Source organism: Xenorhabdus sp. TS4, assembly GCF_014467265.1.
Taxonomy (GTDB): domain Bacteria; phylum Pseudomonadota; class Gammaproteobacteria; order Enterobacterales; family Enterobacteriaceae; genus Xenorhabdus; species Xenorhabdus ehlersii.
Window position 1 is genome coordinate 22,898 of sequence record NZ_NKHQ01000006.1, and the last position, 17,521, is coordinate 40,418.

Annotated in this window: 13 protein-coding genes; 4 read left to right on the plus strand and 9 right to left on the minus strand. The window is 44.7% G+C overall.

Annotated elements, in window-relative coordinates; all coding sequences use genetic code 11:
• Window positions 1-742: 742 nt before the first annotated feature.
• Both Xets_RS04325 and yfbR read left to right on the plus strand, forming a co-directional pair.
• Window positions 743-1,957, plus strand: coding sequence for a pyridoxal phosphate-dependent aminotransferase (locus tag Xets_RS04325; RefSeq protein ID WP_187651209.1), 1,215 nt, complete (start codon window positions 743-745; stop codon window positions 1,955-1,957).
• A 229-nt stretch (window positions 1,958-2,186) separates the two neighbouring features.
• Complete coding sequence (yfbR, locus tag Xets_RS04330) at window positions 2,187-2,768, plus strand: 5'-deoxynucleotidase (RefSeq protein WP_099131996.1); 582 nt, start codon at window positions 2,187-2,189, stop codon at window positions 2,766-2,768.
• A gap of 117 nt (window positions 2,769-2,885) precedes the next feature.
• Here the strand turns inward: yfbR and Xets_RS04335 are convergent, their stop codons facing one another.
• From Xets_RS04335 to yfbV, 3 genes are all read right to left on the minus strand, one after another.
• Entirely contained in the window at window positions 2,886-4,715 is a 1,830-nt protein-coding gene (locus Xets_RS04335; protein WP_099132148.1) for an SLC13 family permease, read from the minus strand.
• A gap of 191 nt (window positions 4,716-4,906) precedes the next feature.
• Window positions 4,907-5,566 carry a sugar phosphatase gene (locus Xets_RS04340; RefSeq protein ID WP_099131997.1) on the minus strand — a complete coding sequence of 220 codons (660 nt, stop codon included), beginning with the start codon at window positions 5,564-5,566 and terminating at the stop codon, window positions 4,907-4,909.
• A gap of 77 nt (window positions 5,567-5,643) precedes the next feature.
• On the minus strand, window positions 5,644-6,099 hold the full coding sequence (gene yfbV / locus Xets_RS04345; RefSeq protein WP_099131998.1) for a terminus macrodomain insulation protein YfbV: 456 nt from the start codon (window positions 6,097-6,099) through the stop codon (window positions 5,644-5,646).
• Between the two features lie 263 nt (window positions 6,100-6,362).
• Between yfbV and ackA the strand changes: the two genes are divergently transcribed.
• Window positions 6,363-7,565: an acetate kinase gene (gene ackA / locus Xets_RS04350; RefSeq protein ID WP_187651210.1), complete on the plus strand. Its 1,203-nt coding sequence runs from the start codon at window positions 6,363-6,365 to the stop codon at window positions 7,563-7,565.
• 107 nt (window positions 7,566-7,672) lie between these two features.
• Entirely contained in the window at window positions 7,673-9,817 is a 2,145-nt protein-coding gene (gene pta, locus Xets_RS04355) for a phosphate acetyltransferase (protein ID WP_099132000.1), read from the plus strand.
• A gap of 64 nt (window positions 9,818-9,881) precedes the next feature.
• On the opposite strand, the gene Xets_RS04360 is transcribed toward pta, so the two are convergent.
• The 6 genes from Xets_RS04360 to Xets_RS04385 are packed head-to-tail and all read right to left on the minus strand — an operon-like array spanning window position 9,882 to window position 17,499.
• Window positions 9,882-11,306 carry an amino acid permease gene (locus tag Xets_RS04360; RefSeq protein WP_099132001.1) on the minus strand — a complete coding sequence of 475 codons (1,425 nt, stop codon included), beginning with the start codon at window positions 11,304-11,306 and terminating at the stop codon, window positions 9,882-9,884.
• A 36-nt stretch (window positions 11,307-11,342) separates the two neighbouring features.
• Window positions 11,343-12,323, minus strand: a complete 981-nt coding sequence (astE, locus tag Xets_RS04365; RefSeq protein ID WP_187651211.1) for a succinylglutamate desuccinylase — start codon at window positions 12,321-12,323, stop codon at window positions 11,343-11,345.
• 12 nt (window positions 12,324-12,335) lie between these two features.
• Entirely contained in the window at window positions 12,336-13,679 is a 1,344-nt protein-coding gene (gene astB, locus Xets_RS04370) for an N-succinylarginine dihydrolase (protein ID WP_099132003.1), read from the minus strand.
• Between the two features lie 16 nt (window positions 13,680-13,695).
• Window positions 13,696-15,177: a succinylglutamate-semialdehyde dehydrogenase gene (gene astD / locus Xets_RS04375; protein WP_187651212.1), complete on the minus strand. Its 1,482-nt coding sequence runs from the start codon at window positions 15,175-15,177 to the stop codon at window positions 13,696-13,698.
• 58 nt (window positions 15,178-15,235) lie between these two features.
• Window positions 15,236-16,264: an arginine N-succinyltransferase gene (gene astA, locus Xets_RS04380; protein WP_244208834.1), complete on the minus strand. Its 1,029-nt coding sequence runs from the start codon at window positions 16,262-16,264 to the stop codon at window positions 15,236-15,238.
• Window positions 16,265-16,287: 23 nt separating this feature from the next.
• On the minus strand, window positions 16,288-17,499 hold the full coding sequence (locus Xets_RS04385) for an aspartate aminotransferase family protein (RefSeq protein WP_099132006.1): 1,212 nt from the start codon (window positions 17,497-17,499) through the stop codon (window positions 16,288-16,290).
• Window positions 17,500-17,521 lie beyond the last annotated feature (22 nt).

Genomic DNA, 17,521 nt, shown 5'->3' on the forward strand with positions numbered 1-17,521 from the left:
TCAGCAGTATCAAATAATACCAATTGTGACATTACTCTACTCTATTAAATAGGGCAAAGGTTTACTGCATTTTTTTACTATTTAAATCATCATGGGTTTTATTTTCTCCTTTCTTAACAAAAATTATGCAATCCCAAAATAAGTCAGAGATAAAACCCTATTTACATCACATAATCACGAATTTCCAGTACAAATATCCTTTTTCTGACTTGCTTCAAAGAATAACCTAATCTGAATCAGGAACACTTAACATTATCAGATAGTATTAGAATTTTTAATAAATTAACATTTTTATTGAATAGGCCCAAAAATGCTATGGGTAAAAACTCAAAAAATTTGTCAAAGTATCCTATGATAAAAACCTAAATTAACTTTAGGTCAATAAAGATAAATTATAAGAATACATTATACAAATCTTCTTACTTTTATTGACAATTTGGGGCTCCTGAAAAAAACGACAAATGAACCCAAAAACCGCGTCAAAATGTCATCTCCTGTCTCTCTTGCCAACTAAAAACCCGTCATTATGAAAAATTTAATTCTAACCTAACACACATAAGTGAAATAAAACACCAATAAAATACAATAATTCAGAGAGCAAACTTATTCATTTATTCTTAAAACAACCATTTTAACCAAAGATATCAAAGCCTCTTCAAAATATAGACTGAGAAGAGTACATTGATCATCATACTTTTTATGCCGGGTAGTATCCATTTTACCAAAGAGGTCAAGGCGCCCTATGTTTTCCATTAATAAATCCAGTAAATTAGATAATGTCTGCTATGACATTCGAGGAAATACCCTCAAAGAAGCTAAACGACTCGAAGAAGAAGGTAATAAGGTACTGAAATTAAACATTGGCAATCCGGCGCCATTCGGATTTGAAGCACCTGATGAAATTTTAGTCGATGTTATCCGTAATCTGCCAACAGCCCAGGGTTACTCTGATTCAAAAGGATTGTATTCAGCGCGTAAGGCAATCATGCAGCATTATCAAGCCAGAAATATGCTGGATGTTACCGTTGAAGATATCTTTATTGGTAATGGTGTTTCTGAACTTATCGTTCAATCCATGCAGGCCCTGTTGAATACCGGGGACGAAATGTTGGTTCCTGCGCCTGACTACCCTCTTTGGACTGCGGCAGTATCACTTTCCAGCGGCAATGCCGTCCACTATCTATGTGATGAGCAACAGGGCTGGTTTCCTGACTTAGACGATATACGCCGTAAAATTACCCCACGTACCCGTGGTATCGTTATTATTAACCCGAATAACCCAACCGGCGCGGTATATAGCAAAGAGTTGTTGCTGGAAATAGTAGAAATCGCCCGCCAGCATAATCTGATTATTTTTGCTGACGAGATTTACGACAAAATCCTGTACGATGATGCCCAGCACCACTCCATCGCAGCATTAGCGCCTGATCTCTTTACTGTTACTTTTAATGGTCTGTCCAAAACCTATCGCGTTGCCGGTTTCCGTCAAGGCTGGATGGCACTGAATGGTCCTAAAAAGCAGGCCAAGGATTATATTGAAGGATTAGAAATGCTGGCATCAATGCGCCTTTGTGCCAATGTGCCAATGCAGCACGCAATCCAAACAGCATTAGGTGGTTATCAAAGCATCAGTGAATTTATTTTTCCAGGTGGCAGACTTTATGAACAACGCAACCGTGCATGGGAACTAATTAACCAGATCCCTGGGATTTCCTGTGTGAAACCCATGGGTGCTCTCTATATGTTCCCGAAAATAGACACCAAACGTTTCAATATTTATGATGATCAAAAAATGGTACTAGATCTCTTACTACAGGAAAAAGTTTTACTGGTTCAGGGCACCGCATTTAACTGGCCAGATCCAGACCATTTCCGTATTGTCACCCTGCCACATGTCACTGACTTGCAAATGGCAATTGAAAAATTTGCCCGTTTTATTGGTAACTATCGCCAATAAGCATAATCTTCCTTATTAAAGCCAATCCCATTAAATATTAATAGATTAATGGGATGGCTCTTCTCCAAAGTAAATAGTTATTTCTTCACTTGCCACTATTTTTTCTATAAATGCATTTTCCAGGAGTGAATATTCCCGTTGTTTTTCAAGTTATAGATACTCCGCTCACAATTAATCATATTATTCCGCTACAATTTTGCTACAAATTAATTGGCTACAAGAGGAAACTATGAGTCATTTTTTCGCCCAATTATCCCGCCTAAAATTAATTAGCCGTTGGCCTCTTATGCGAAATGTGCGTACAGAAAATGTTTCAGAGCACAGTTTACAGGTTGCTTTTGTCGCACACGCTTTGGCAATAATCAAAAACCGTAAATTCAACGGCAATGTCAATTCTGAACGGATCGCCCTGTTGGCAATGTATCACGATGCCAGCGAAGTCATCACCGGTGATTTGCCAACGCCAATTAAGTACTACAATCCCCAAATTGCCCATGAATATAAGAAAATAGAAAAAATAGCCCAACAAAAATTATTGGATATGTTGCCGATTGAATTACAGGGTGATTTTCGTACCATCCTGGATGAGCATCACCATAGTGAAGAAGAAATCCATATTATCAAGCAAGCTGATGCATTATGCGCTTACTTGAAATGCCTGGAGGAACTCTCAGCAGGTAATACTGAGTTTAATCAAGCCAAAAAACGATTGGATAAGACACTGGCAGAACGTCGCAGTGAAGAAATGGATTATTTTATGGATGTGTTTGTACCAAGTTTCAGCCTCTCCCTCGATGAAATTAGCTTATAGATTATTATCCGACCCTAATCATTTGGAGTTATAATCATTACTTATGGAAATATTCAATAATATTAAACTATAATCATAACGCAGCTCCCTGCCATGCGGAGCTGCCCGATAAAAACATTAGAATGGAAAAAGTATTGGGATCACCGCGACACTAATCCCCATTACAATTAACGTAAAAGGCACGCCAAGTTTCACGAAATCGGCAAACCGATATCCCCCTGGCCCCAGCACCAATGTATTAACGGGAGATGAAACCGGTGTCATAAATGCTGCCGAAGCCGCCACACCAATAATCATTGCAAAAGGCAAAGGAGAAACAGCCATCTCATTCGCTGCCGCAATCGCAATCGGAGCCATTAACACGGCCGTCGCAGTATTAGAAATAAACAACCCTATCATGGCGCAAAGTACAAACAGGCACACCAACATCACCCGTGGCCCCATATTACCTGCGATATCTATCAATCCCTGGACAATGAGATCGATTCCTCCCGTCTTCTGCAATGCCAGTGCAAAAGGCATCATGCCAACAATTAAAATAATGCTCGGCCAGTGAATGGAACGATAAGCACTTTCCATATCAATACAGCGGAATTTCCCCATTAGCAGGCAGGCAATTAACGCAGCAATAAAATTCGGGATTTCATTGGTCAGCATCATAGCAACCATCAGTGCAAGGCAAAATAAGGCATGAGGTGCCTGAGAAGCCGCAGGAGCCGCACTTTCCACCTCAACAGGCAGATTTAGCACAATAAAGTCAGGGGTTTTTGTTTTTAACGCGTGGATCAATTTCCAATCGCCAATCAACAACAGTGTATCACCAAGCAACAAAGGTTCATCCACTAACTTCCCTTCTAACGCTTTTCCCCCGCGCCGGATCCCCACTACATTGAGACCATAACGTGTGCGAAATTTCATATCACGCAATGATTGCCCCAAAAGTTCGGATTCAGGGAGCACTGAAACCTCAGCCATACCAACATTACGGGAGTGTTCGGAAAAATATTCCCCACGCAATACCATCGGTTCTAGCTGTTGCTCACGGCAAAATTCCCGCAAATCAATATCACTATCCGACATATCTACCAGCAAGACATCCTGCCCTTGCAATTCCATATCCCCAGTGGCAGCCACCATTACTCGACGGAATTTACGCCAACGTTCAATACCAATGACATTGGCACCATAACGGGCACGCAGCCCTAATTCATCCAATGTGTGTCCTACCAAAGGTGAACCTTGACGGATAGTCAGACGGCGAGCACGACCAGACAATTTATAGTCACGTATCAAATCACGAAATGTCCGATGATAACGCTTGTCCGCTGCCTGGTAGTTTGTCCCCCCTAACCAACGACGAGCAACTAACATGTAAACCACGCCAGCCATCAACACTAATATGCCGATCGGTGTAATGGAGAAGAAGTCAAAACCGCGCAAACCTTCACGCACTAACTCACTATTGACGACCATATTAGGTGGCGTTGCCACCAGGGTCATCATGCCACTAATCAAACCCGCAAACCCTAATGGCATCATCAATCGCCCCGGAGAGGTTTTCATTCTGGCGGCCACGCTCAGGACAACAGGAATAAATATTGCCACAACGCCCGTAGAACTCATGAACGCTCCCAATCCGGCAACTGATACCATTAACCAAACCAACATCTTGGTTTCACTGTTACCTGCGACACGAACCAACCAGTCGCCCATCTGATAAGCAACCCCAGTTCTCACCAACCCTTCGCCAATGACAAATAGGGCAGCAATCAACAATACATTGGGATCACTAAAACCGACAGTGGCTTCACTTAACGTCAGTGTGCCACTCAAGACAAATGTGATGATCAGTAATAAAGCCACAACATCCATTCTGACTTTATTGGTGGTGAAAAGCACAATGGCTATCAATAGCAGGGTTAATACCCACAATAGTTCGCTACTCAATTTGGCCTCTATCAACGATACCTTGCAAATATGACTATCCGCACGACCAATCTGCCAATTAGCAGATTGGCTATATATCAAAAGACTACATATCAAAAGACTACAGGTACAAACGTTAACAAAGTAAGTAGACCATGTTTCTCAGAGAAAATCCCTCGTTCTGATCAAGGAACCTCCTGATTTAGGGGGTCTCAATCGGTATAGATCGATACGTAACTGCCAGATTTGACAATCTCAATATCTTCCAGGTTATTAACCGTCAAATGGATTTCATCGCGGCGTGGAATATCCGGTGAATCGTGGACGACAACAACCTGACAACCCGCATCCAGTCCGGCATTTATTCCCGCAGCAGCATCTTCAAATACCACACACTCTTCTGGCAATAATCCCAGCTTTTTAGCTCCCAACAAATAAGGCTCAGGGTTTGGTTTTCCATTTGTGACAGATTCTGCCGTCACCCAATGGGCAGGTTCCGGTAATTCCGCCACTTTATGACGCGCAGAAGCAAGCGGAACCGTTCCCGATGTCACAATGGCCCACGGAATATCCAACGCGTTCAACTTATCAATCAGGGCTATAGCACCAGGCAAAGCGGTAATCCCTTCCGTATCTTCTGTTTCAATTTTTTCAATCCATTTGAAAGTGCCGGCGATCTCCTCTTCACTCGCATCTGGCATAAAATGCCGGAGTGATAAGATCGCCGGCGTGCCATGAACATAATTCAGCACTTCATCTCTCTCGATACCCATTTTATCGGCAAACTGAATCCATGCTCGCTCAACCGCAGGCAATGAATCAACCAGAGTACCATCCAAATCGAATAAAAAGCCTCTACATTTCAGAACCAAACCCGACTCCTTCAAACGTCACTATTTGTTAATCATCATATGGTAATAAGATACTTACCCCACATGACTCCTGGGGATTAAATATCATCAAGAAAAGAGTTGTCTAATTGCTTAAAAGCCCGTTTAAGCAATTCAGCCAGTGAAAAGTAGGTCGGGGCACTTTCCACTGGTGCCATGGCAATGCCTGCCTGGGCAAATTTTTCCCGAATTTCATAAAACCAATGCAATAATTTTTCCGGCAATGGTGTCGCCGCCCGTTTTCCCAACCACCATAATCCCTGCAACGGCAAACTACAGGCAAACAGTGCTGTTGCCACCGATGGCCCCAATTGACCACCCAGAGCGAGTTGCCATGTCAAAGTAAAAATTGCCAACGGCGGCATAAACCGAATACCAAAGCGAGTTGCCTTAATCACACGATTTTCAGGAAAAACAGGCGCAAGTTGCTTTTCCAGTGGCCAGGTTTTCAAATATTGCTGTCCTAATTGCATACGCTTGAACCAACCCTGGCTAACAGGCGGTGTCGTGTTCATCATGACCTCAATCAATTAAAGGTATAGTTTTTAAAAAATCCCTACAAAAGATAAAATCTTTTTTGTAGTATTAATACTATTAAGTATATTTTGTCTTTATTGCTAGCAAACGGTATCCTACACAGACTTTTATGTTGTTGCAGTAGCAAAACAGGAATTTTGCCCTTTTTCGCAACAATTGGGTTCGGTTTGTTAACAAATTATTTTATTTTTAACATTGTTCTTATTTAAGATTAGATCACAACAAGATAATAGGTATTTCCATGTCAAGTAAGCTGGTACTGGTTCTTAATTGCGGTAGCTCCTCCCTGAAATTCGCTATCATCGATCCTGCCAATGGTGAAGAATATCTTTCTGGTTTAGCAGAGTGCTTTGGCCTGCCTGAAGCCCGTATTAAATGGAAAATGGATGGCGCGAAAAACGAAGCTGCTTTAGGTGCCGGCGCAGCACACAGCGAAGCACTGAACTTCATTGTTAATACTCTCCTGACTGAAAAACCAGAACTTTCTGCACAAATCTCAGCCATCGGTCACCGCATTGTTCATGGTGGTGAGAAGTTCACTTCTTCCGTGGTTATCACCGATGAAGTTATCGCAGGCATTGAAGCGGCTATTCCATTCGCACCACTGCACAACCCAGCTCACCTGATCGGTATTGCTGAAGCGAAAAAAGCCTTCCCTCATCTACTTGAGAAAAACATTGCCGTATTTGACACCGCGTTCCACCAGACTATGCCTGAAGAAGCATACCTGTACGCACTGCCTTACAACCTGTACAAAGAGCATGGCATCCGTCGTTACGGTGCACATGGTACCAGCCATTTCTATGTTTCCCGTGAAGCAGCCAAAATGCTGAACAAATCCGTTGAAGAACTGAATGTCATCACTTGCCACCTGGGCAACGGTGGTTCTGTTTCTGCCATTGTCAACGGTCAGTGTGTTGATACTTCTATGGGCCTGACCCCACTGGAAGGTCTGGTCATGGGAACCCGCAGTGGTGATATCGATCCCGCTATCGTATTCCATCTGCACGATGCAATGGGCATGAGCATTGCTCAGATCAACACCCTGCTGACCAAAGAGTCTGGTTTCTTAGGTCTGACCGAAGTCACCAGCGATTGCCGTTACGTAGAAGACAACTACGAAACCAAAGCTGATGCTAAACGTGCTATGGATGTTTACTGCCACCGTCTGGCTAAATACATCGGCGCATACAGCGCGCTGATGGAAGGCCGTCTGGACGCAATTATCTTCACTGGTGGCATCGGAGAAAACTCTGCGCTGGTTCGTGAACTGACCATGAAGAAAGTCGCTCTGCTCGGCTTCGAATATGATCACGAGCGTAACCTTGCCGCTCGCTTCGGCAAATCAGGCGTTATCACTACAGATAACAGCCGTCCTGCTCTGGTTATCCCAACCAATGAAGAATTGGTTATTGCTCAGGATTCAGCACGTCTGACTGCGTAATCAGCATGATTTTAGAGCCGCCAGCATTGCTATTGCCGGCGGTTTTCTCGAATATATCGCACTGAGTCACATTTATTGACTGACGAGCAACCGTTAAAGAGGTTTCCGTGTCCCGTACAATTATGTTAATCCCTACTGACACTAGCGTTGGTTTAACCAGTGTCAGCCTGGGTGTTATCCGCTCCATGGAGCAAAAAGGCGTTCGTCTGAGCGTTTTCAAACCTATCGCACAACCACGTCACACTGGTTCCCAGGATCAAACTACTTCGATTATCCGTTCACATGCCAGCATTCATGCTGCTGAACCTCTGGATATGGCATATGTGGAATCACTGCTGACCACTAACAAAAAAGACGTGTTAATGGAAGAGATCGTGGCGCGTTACCACGAAAACGCCAAAGATGCGGAAGTGGTTCTGCTCGAAGGTTTGGTTCCGACTCGCAAGCATCCGTTTGCCCAATCCCTGAACTATGAAATCGCCAAAACACTGAACGCTGAAATCGTGTTCGTGACTGCCCTGGGTACTAACACCCCAGAGCAACTGAAAGAACGAATTGAACTGAGCCGTGCTGAATACGGTGGCAGCAAGAACCAAAATATTATCGGTGTTATCGTCAATAAACTGAATGCACCGGTTGATGACCAAGGCCGTACTCGCCCAGATTTATCCGAGATCTTTGACGAATCAACTAAAGCGACGATTACCAACGTCGATCCAAAAACTATCTTTAAAAACAGCCCACTGCCAATTCTCGGTTGCATCCCGTGGAGTTTTGACCTGATCGCTACCCGTGCGATTGATATGGCTAAGCACCTGAAAGCGGACATTATCAATGAAGGGGCTATCGAAAGCCGTCGCATTAAGTCTGTGACTTTCTGTGCTCGCAGCATCCCTAACATGCTGGAATACTTCCGTCCGGGTTCTCTGCTGGTGACTTCTGCTGACCGTCCTGACGTCCTGATCACTGCATGTCTGGCAGCCATGAACGGTATTGAAATTGGTGCCGTATTGCTGACTGGTGGTTACTCAATTGATGATTCTATCCGTGAGCTGTGCGAACGTGCATTCAATACTGGCCTGCCTGTTTTCACTGTGAAAACCAATACATGGCAGACTTCCCTGAACCTGCAAAGTTTCAGTCTGGAAGTTCCAGCCGATGACCACGAGCGCATCGAAAAAGTACAAAACTACGTTGCACAACATATCAGCAGCGAGTGGATCGATTCTCTGGCAGCCGCATCAGAGCGTCCAAATCTCCTGTCACCACCGGCATTCCGCTATCAGTTGACCGAACTGGCTCGTCAGGCTGGCAAGCGTATCGTTCTACCAGAAGGCGACGAACCACGTACCGTCAAAGCAGCGGCTATTTGTGCTGAACGTGGCATTGCAGAATGTATCCTGCTGGGCGATCCAGAAGAGATCCGTCGTGTAGCTGCGGCTCAAGGCGTTGAACTGGGTGCAGGTATTGAAATCATCAACCCAGCATCAGCACGTGAACGTTATGTGCCACGCCTGGTTGAACTGCGCAAAAACAAAGGCATGACCGAAGTTGTTGCCCGCGAACAACTGGAAGACAACGTGGTTCTGGGCACTATGATGCTGGAACAAGGCGAAGTTGACGGTCTGGTTTCCGGTGCAGTACACACCACAGCGAACACGATCCGCCCACCATTGCAGTTAATTAAGACAGCACCAAATAGCTCTCTGGTTTCTTCTGTCTTCTTTATGTTGCTGCCAGAGCAAGTGCTGGTTTACGGTGACTGTGCCATCAACCCAGATCCAACCGCAGAACAACTGTCCGAAATCGCGATCCAATCTGCGGATTCTGCCAAAGCATTTGGTATTGAGCCTCGTGTTGCGATGATCTCTTACTCCACCGGTAATTCTGGTGCAGGCAGCGATGTTGAAAAAGTGCGTGAAGCAACCCGTTTGGCACAGGAAAAACGCCCAGATCTGATCATCGATGGCCCATTGCAGTACGACGCAGCTATCATGGCAGATGTAGCGAAATCCAAGGCACCAAACTCACCAGTTGCAGGTCAGGCAACCGTGTTCATCTTCCCAGATCTGAACACGGGTAATACCACTTACAAAGCAGTACAACGTTCAGCGGATCTGGTTTCCATCGGGCCAATGCTGCAAGGTATGCGCAAACCAGTTAACGATCTGTCCCGTGGCGCGCTGGTTGATGATATCGTTTATACCGTTGCACTGACTGCAATTCAGGCAACTCAGCAAGAAAACGCATAATTTTCTGGCTGTATAAACATGAAATAGCCCTATGCTGTTAGCGTGGGGCTATTTTTTATAACGACTAATTTACCATTTCATCCCGCATGCCCTGCTGTTCGCGATTTTTCCGCATGCGCCACAAAATTTCCAATATCACAAACCACACTGGCGTACCATACAGTGCAATACGGGTGTCATAATCAAACACCATGATCACCACCGTAAAGACAAAAAAGATCAAGGTACACCATGTCATGGGAATACCCATTGGCATTTTATAGATAGATTTTTTATGCAGATCAGGACGTTTCTTACGATAAGCCAGATAAGCAATCAGTATCATACACCAGCTATAAATAACCATGATGGCTGCCACGGTCGTAACAATAGTAAATAATTTCATGACATTGGGAATAATAAACAGCAAGAATACGCCACTTGCCATGCAAAGCACCGAAAATATCAAGCTAAAAATGGGAACGGCACTGTTGATTGAAAGTTGCCCAAATTTGCGGTGCGCCAGCTTTTCCGTGGATAAACCATAAAGCATACGGGTACAGGCATATAATCCACTGTTGGCCGAGGACATCGCCGAAGTCAGGGCTACAAAATTAATCACCGCAGCCGCTGCCGGTAGTCCTGCCAATGCAAACAGTGTCACAAAGGGGCTAACTTCCGGTGAAATCTGTGGCCATGAGGTAACAGCGATGATGCACATCATGGAAAGCACGTAAAAGATAATGATCCTGATCGGAATATTGTTGATAGCTTTTGGTAAAACTTTCTCTGGTTCTTTGGTTTCAGCCGTCACTGTGCCAACCAGTTCAATGCCGGTAAAAGAGAAAATGGCAATCTGAAAACCGGCCAGAAATCCAAATACGCCATTGGGCAGGAAGACTTCTGGCTCCGTCAAATGGCTTATAGAAGCGGTCACACCATTCGGTGAAGTCCAGCCCACAAAAACCATGCCAATGCCAACGACAATCAAAGCAACTATCGCCACCACCTTAATCATGGCAAACCAGAATTCCGCTTCACCAAACAGCCGTACTGAAAAGAAATTACACAGGCACATCAAGCCCAAAATAAACAGTGCCGTTAACCAAAGCCAACTGTCTGGAAACCAATACTGAATATAGCCACCACATACCACAACATCTGCGATGCAACTGACGATCCAGCTCATCCAATAAGTCCATCCCAGAAAATAGCTGGCCTTATCCCCAAGATAATCTGCGACAAAATCAGCAAACGTTCTATAGTCCAATTTAGTGAGCAATAGTTCGCCCATTGCTCTCATTACCATAAAAGCAAAAAAGCCAATCAAAAGATAAGTCAGGATAATTGAAGTCCCTGATACTGCGATGGTTTTCCCTGCTCCCATAAACAATCCTGTACCAATAGCGCCACCAATTGCGATCAACTGAACATGGCGCTTACCCAATCCACGGTGAAGTTTCTGCTCACCGGCGGATTGTTCCACAGGTGTTTTTAATGATCTCGTCATCAATAACCTCTACGGCTTGCTGTTTTATGAATTGATTTAGGTTAATTTCTCTAACAACAATCCTGCCCGTAGCCCAATAGCAACACGGGCATTAGGAAACAGGATAAAATTTGCTGGAGACCCGATTTTCCAGGATTGATTTTGCTGGCGGGCGATTTCAAAACCTTCCGGTAATTCAGTAAAGTTTTTCGTATCTTCTGGAATATTGAGCTGAAAACTATCATGTTGTTTGATAATTGCATCAACCACATGATAACGTTTAAGCGCCGGTTTAGCTCGTTTGCCGCAAGACAAACCGGCGATCAAATCCTGCAACGCTATGGTAATATTGCTGAATCTTGCCAGATCGTTTTGTCCAAAAGGCAGTGCCTTACCGATTTCTAACGTGCAACTATCCATATTGAAATGTTCGCTGGTAAAGTTACTGAACGTTCCCCCTACGGTGTTATGAAATACCAAGGAATCGAGATCGCTATCTTCCAGCCATTGTAAAAAATCCGCAGCATATTCACGTGTCTGGTATGGCAATAGCGCGAACTGTTCATGGTAGGAACCTCGGATTGCAGTGTGAAGATCGAGGTGCCGATGTTTCGTTGATGCCATCACCGCAGGTTCATGAAAAAATCGACGGATAACAGACTCCAATTCCATTGCACGCTTCGATTCATTCCCCAAAGGAAAATTTTGATAACGACCACCAAACATGCGGTTGAGATCATTATCAATATACCGCTGCCCTGCCCGCATGGCAGGTAAGTTGCCAAATATCAGCAAAAGGTTATGTTGCAATGGCAATTTTCCCTGAGCCAGTTGTGACAATAACTGGATAAGTATTTCCACAGGTGCCGTTTCATTGCCATGAATTCCAGAGGAAATAATCAATGTATCGGCGGGTTTTGATGATCTTTGCGGTAATAACTGCAATACGCCTTCTGCCAACCATGATGACTGAATAGCTGATGGAAAACACAAGTTATTTTCGATTTTGTTTTCAAGCAATAAAGTCAGTAAATCCATTTCATCTCCTGATTAATTCTGAAACTCATAAATCGAGCCCAACTTGAGGATCTGCGTCAGTTCATCAAGGGCAGAATAGACTTCCCTTAATAGTTGCGGATCAGCAAGATCAGCCGCATACAAGGAATCCCGATAATGGTGTTCAACCCATGTCGTCAGGCGTTGATACAGTTCTGGTGTCATCAAGGTAGCTGGATTTACCGCAGCTAACTCTTGTTCGTTCAAAACAACCCTGAGTCGCAAACAAGCCGGCCCGCCGCCATTGCGCATACTTTCCCGCAAGTCAAAAAAATGGAGTTTATTGATGGGAGAATTTCCTTTCACAATCAACTCGTGCAAATAAGCTGAGACATTGTGATTTTGACGGCACTCTTCCGGTAAAATCAGCATCATGTTGCCATCTGGCTGGCTCAACAACTGGCTGTTAAACAAGTAAGACTCGACCGCATCCTGAATAGTGACTTGCTCCATAGGCACTTCAATTGCCACCAAGGTGTGTCCAATCCGAGCCATTTTTTCTCTCAACTCAGTCAATACTGATTGCTGATTTAAGAAAGCCTGCTGATGATAGAAAAGGACATTACGGTTGCTAACTGCGATAACATCGTTATGAAACACACCACTATCAATGGCAACGGGATTTTGTTGGGCAAATACGATCCTGGATCCTTCAAGCTGATGTAGACGAGCAATTGCCTGACTTGCTTCCAATGTCTGCCGGGCGGGATAACGCTTAGGTGTAATTCCTTCCTGCAATGCCTTGCGACCATAGACAAATAACTGTACGCCGGCTTCATCATATTCGCCGCAAAAACGATTATGGTTTGCCGCACCTTCATCTCCCCAATCCGCATGTTGTGGCAGAGGATCATGATGAACAAAATAATTTTGATCAGGAAAAGTCGCTTTCAAAGCCCGTGAAGTCGTGGGGTTTTCCAGCGAACGATGCAGCTTGTTATTTAAATTAGCCACCGTGAAATGGACACATTGATCCGCACTATCTGCTGAAGGGGAAACCGTTGCCGCATTTGCTGTCCACATAGAAGAGGCAGAACTGAGGTTAGACAGCAACAACGGAGAATATTGTGCGGCTTTATTTAATACTTGTTCGTCACTGCCGATAAACCCTAGTTGGCGCAATGCAGGCAGGTTAGGACGCTGTTGCGGGGGTAAAACCCCCTGTACTAACCCCATATCAGACAACGCCTTCATTTTCATTAATCCCTGAAGTGCGGCTTTGCGAGGATTAGATTCTTTACCCTGATGATTCATGGAAGCTTCATTACCTGTTGATAGCCCAGCATAATGGTGAGTCATTCCCACCAAACCATCAAAATTTGCTTCAACTCCTGACATAATCACCTCTGCCATCCTATTGATTGATGAAAAAATTAAGCCCTGGTGCAGGTGTTTCAGGCAAAACCAAACTTTCAGTAGTCAGGGAAGCCATCGGCCAGGCACAATAATCCGCTGCATAATAAGCGCTGGGGCGATGATTACCGGATGCCCCAATACCACCAAACGGTGCCTTACTGGATGCGCCTGTCAGCGGCTTATTCCAATTCACAATCCCCGCTCTCGCCTCTTGCAGTAACTTCTCAAACAGGCTGGCGTCAGGAGAGATTAGCCCAGTTGCCAGCCCAAATCGGGTATCATTTGCCATTGAGATGGCTTCATCGAAAGTGGTATAGCGCTTCACTGTTAACAGAGGGCCAAAATATTCTTCATCAGGAATATCTTTGACATCGGTGAGATCAATAATGCCGGGTGTCATAAACGTTGAGTTCGGATCAGGCTGGGTTAAGGTGAGCAAAGATCTCCCCCCTAAGGCTAATAACTTAGTTTGGGCTTCCAGCAAACTTTCCACTGCCGCTAAAGAGATGACCCCTCCGATAAAAGGCTGAGGATCAGCATTCCAATGGCCTGGCACAATCTGGCCTGTGGCATCAACTAACCGCTGGATTAACGCATCGCCTTTCTCTCCCTGCTTCACCAGCAATCTGCGGGCACAAGTGCAGCGCTGCCCTGCGGAAATAAATGCCGACTGGACGATGGTATAAACTGCAGCTTCAATGTCATCATAATCGTCCACAATCAGCGCATTGTTGCCTCCCATCTCCAGAGCCAGCATTTTTTCTGGCTGACCCGCCAATATACGATGGAAGTGGAACCCTGTTGCCGCACTGCCTGTAAACAGCACACCATCAATTTCGCGATTATTCAGCAAAGTACCGCCAGTTTCTTTGCCCCCCTGAACCAAATTCAGCACACCTACAGGCAATCCCGCCTTAATCCATAACTCCACCGTTTTCTCCGCCGTCATTGGCGTCAATTCACTGGGCTTGAACACCAATGTGTTACCGGCAATTAGCGCAGGGACAATATGTCCATTCGGTAAATGCCCCGGAAAATTATAGGGACCGAAAACAGCCATTACTCCATGAGGACGATGCTGTAATATCGCTTTCCCGTCTGGCATCAATGTTTCGGAATACCCCGTTCGTTGTTCCCATGCTTCAATTGAAATGGTGATTTTACCTATCATAGATTGGACTTCTGTCCGTGTTTCCCACAAAGGTTTACTGGTTTCCTCACTGATCACTTGCGCAATCTTTTCTTTTTCCTGGGCCAGCAAATCAGCAAATGTCTGAATAATTGCAATCCGTTTTTCAATCGCCAATCCAGACCATGCAGGAAACGCTTTGCGGGCGAATTGGCAGGCTGCATCTACCTGATCGGCAGAAGCGCCGTTTGCCTGCCATAAAACTCGCTGATCTACAGGAGAGTATTTAACGACAGGTAGACCTTTCCCTGCTATCCACTCACCGCCAATGTAATTTGCTTGATGATTCATTACGAAATTCCTCAATTGCAACAGCGCTTAATGACAAAGCCTTTAATTGTGAAAACACTTAAGAAAAAAGAGAAACGAAGCGTACCAGATCGCCATCATCCACATGCAACACCTCCATTTCTGCGGAGGTAAGCAGCAATTCATCGCTATCTAGCGGCTCAGAAACAGGCAGAAGGAGTGCTTTAAATGCCTGAAAATTCAGGTTAGAAACAATACATTGTACGCCACCCTGTGATCGGGAAACCTGGTCGTCTCTTTTCACATGCACAAGCCGGCTGGCTTTGATTGTACGTACATTGTCAATCTCGGCATCCAAGATAGCGCCCGCATCAAAAATATCGACCGCATCGTGATAAGCAAATCCCTCTTTTTCCAAAATAGCACGGGCGGGCAGCGTATTTTCATGTACCTGGCCAATGGTCTGGCGTGCTTCTTCTGGCAACAAAGGCACATAAATCGGATGAAATGGCATCAATTCTGCAATAAACGTTTTGGAGCCAATGCCAGTCAGATAGTCAGCTTCAGCAAAGGGAACATTGAAGAAATGTTTCCCCAGGGCATCCCAAAATGGCGATTCACCCTGTTGATTCGCCACGCCACGCATTTCCGCAAAAATGCATTTCGGGAAGAGATGCCTGAATGCGGCAATAAACAAAAAGCGGCTGCGGGAAAGAAAAACACCATTGCCTCCCCCGTGATAATCGGGATCAAGGAACAACGTACACAATTCACTGCATCCGGTATAATCCTGCCCAACAGTCAGCGTTTCAAATGTGTTATAGACGCCCAATTCGCGGGAAGCTCGCACTGATCGATGTATGCGAAAATTGTAGAAAGGTTCCTCCAGCCCAACAGCAACTTCCAGCGCACTAACACCAACAACACGATGCTTTTCCGTGTCTTCCAAGGTAAATAAAAATCCTTGTTGTGCTCGTCCCTTTGCATTGTTGAAAGAATCAATACTGCGTGAAATCCGTGCCGTCAGATATTCCTGATTATTGGGTAATGTCGTCAGGCCAATTCCTGCACGGGACGAAAGATTGAGGATATCCTCTAAATCTTCATATTGAACGGATCTAAATAGCATCATGATATCACCTCAAATCGGCTTTATTCCTGAACAAATCGCCTGAGGGCGTTTTCAAGGCGGCTGAAACCGTCATTGATATCCTGCTGTTCGATATTTAACGCAGGAGCAAAACGCAACACATTGGGGCCAGCTATCAAAGCAATCAGTCCCTCTTCCGCAGCAATATTGGTCAGGTTTTTCGCCTTACCCTGATATTTTTCAACCAACTCTGCTCCCAACAATAGCCCTTTACCACGCAACTCACTAAATACCTGATAACGCTGATTAAGCTCAGACATCCGCCGCATAAATTCATGGTGACGCTCTTGTACCCCTGCAAGAAACTCCGGTTGGTTCACCAACTCAACGACTTTGTTAGCAACGGCTGCCGCCAGCGGATTGCCGCCAAATGTTGTGCCGTGTGACCCTGGCTGGAAAGCCTCTGCGATATGTTGCCTAACCAACATGGCGCCAATTGGGAATCCACCACCAAGCCCTTTGGCACTGGTCAAAATATCCGGCTCTACCCCACCCCCCTCGTAGGCATACAAATACCCAGTACGACCAATACCCGTTTGAATTTCGTCAAAAATCAGTAACGCTTGATATTGATCACATAACTCCCGTAATACTTTTAAAAATGCCGGTTCGGCAGGGATCACCCCCCCTTCGCCAATGATCGGCTCAACGATCACAGCGCAGGTTTTTGCTGATATATGAGCCTTGATAGCGTCGATATCGTTAAATGGCAGATGAGTAATTTGCTGCGGTAGTGGAGCAAAATCTTGAGAATATTTAGGTTGCCCTCCGACAGTCACAGTAAATAATGTTCTGCCGTGGAAGGAGTTCTCAAATGAAATAATTTCGTTCTTATGATTTCCATATTTATCCAGCGCATATTTTCTGGCAATTTTTAATGCCGCTTCATTCGCTTCCGCTCCGGAATTACAGAAAAAAACCTTATCTGCGAATGTATTTTCAACCAGAGATTTCGCCAGTTTTAAAACAGGTTCATTTGTATAGCCATTACCGATATGCCACATATTCTCCATTTGAACATTTAATGCATTCTTTAATTCATCATTGGCATGGCCCAGTGAATTCACAGCAATTCCACCAGCAAAATCAACATATTCCTTACCATTCTGATCCCAGACACGCGAGCCTTTAGCAACGACTGGGATAAAATTTGCAGGTGAAAAACAGGGAACCATATACTGGTCAAACCAATTTCTTTGAATCGTGTTTAACATTTGTTTTTCCTCAAATGATTAA

What these genes read in the sequence shown, in the direction of transcription:
- Xets_RS04385 (WP_099132006.1), bottom strand. Translation starts at nt 17,499, where the DNA reads ATGTTAAACACGATTCAAAGAAATTGGTTTGACCAGTATATGGTTCCC.
- ackA (WP_187651210.1), top strand. Translation starts at nt 6,363, where the DNA reads ATGTCAAGTAAGCTGGTACTGGTTCTTAATTGCGGTAGCTCCTCCCTG.
- yfbV (WP_099131998.1), bottom strand. Translation starts at nt 6,099, where the DNA reads ATGAACACGACACCGCCTGTTAGCCAGGGTTGGTTCAAGCGTATGCAA.
- astA (WP_244208834.1), bottom strand. Translation starts at nt 16,264, where the DNA reads ATGCTATTTAGATCCGTTCAATATGAAGATTTAGAGGATATCCTCAAT.
- Xets_RS04360 (WP_099132001.1), bottom strand. Translation starts at nt 11,306, where the DNA reads ATGACGAGATCATTAAAAACACCTGTGGAACAATCCGCCGGTGAGCAG.
- astE (WP_187651211.1), bottom strand. Translation starts at nt 12,323, where the DNA reads ATGGATTTACTGACTTTATTGCTTGAAAACAAAATCGAAAATAACTTG.
- yfbR (WP_099131996.1), top strand. Translation starts at nt 2,187, where the DNA reads ATGAGTCATTTTTTCGCCCAATTATCCCGCCTAAAATTAATTAGCCGT.
- Xets_RS04325 (WP_187651209.1), top strand. Translation starts at nt 743, where the DNA reads ATGTTTTCCATTAATAAATCCAGTAAATTAGATAATGTCTGCTATGAC.
- astD (WP_187651212.1), bottom strand. Translation starts at nt 15,177, where the DNA reads ATGAATCATCAAGCAAATTACATTGGCGGTGAGTGGATAGCAGGGAAA.
- astB (WP_099132003.1), bottom strand. Translation starts at nt 13,679, where the DNA reads ATGTCAGGAGTTGAAGCAAATTTTGATGGTTTGGTGGGAATGACTCAC.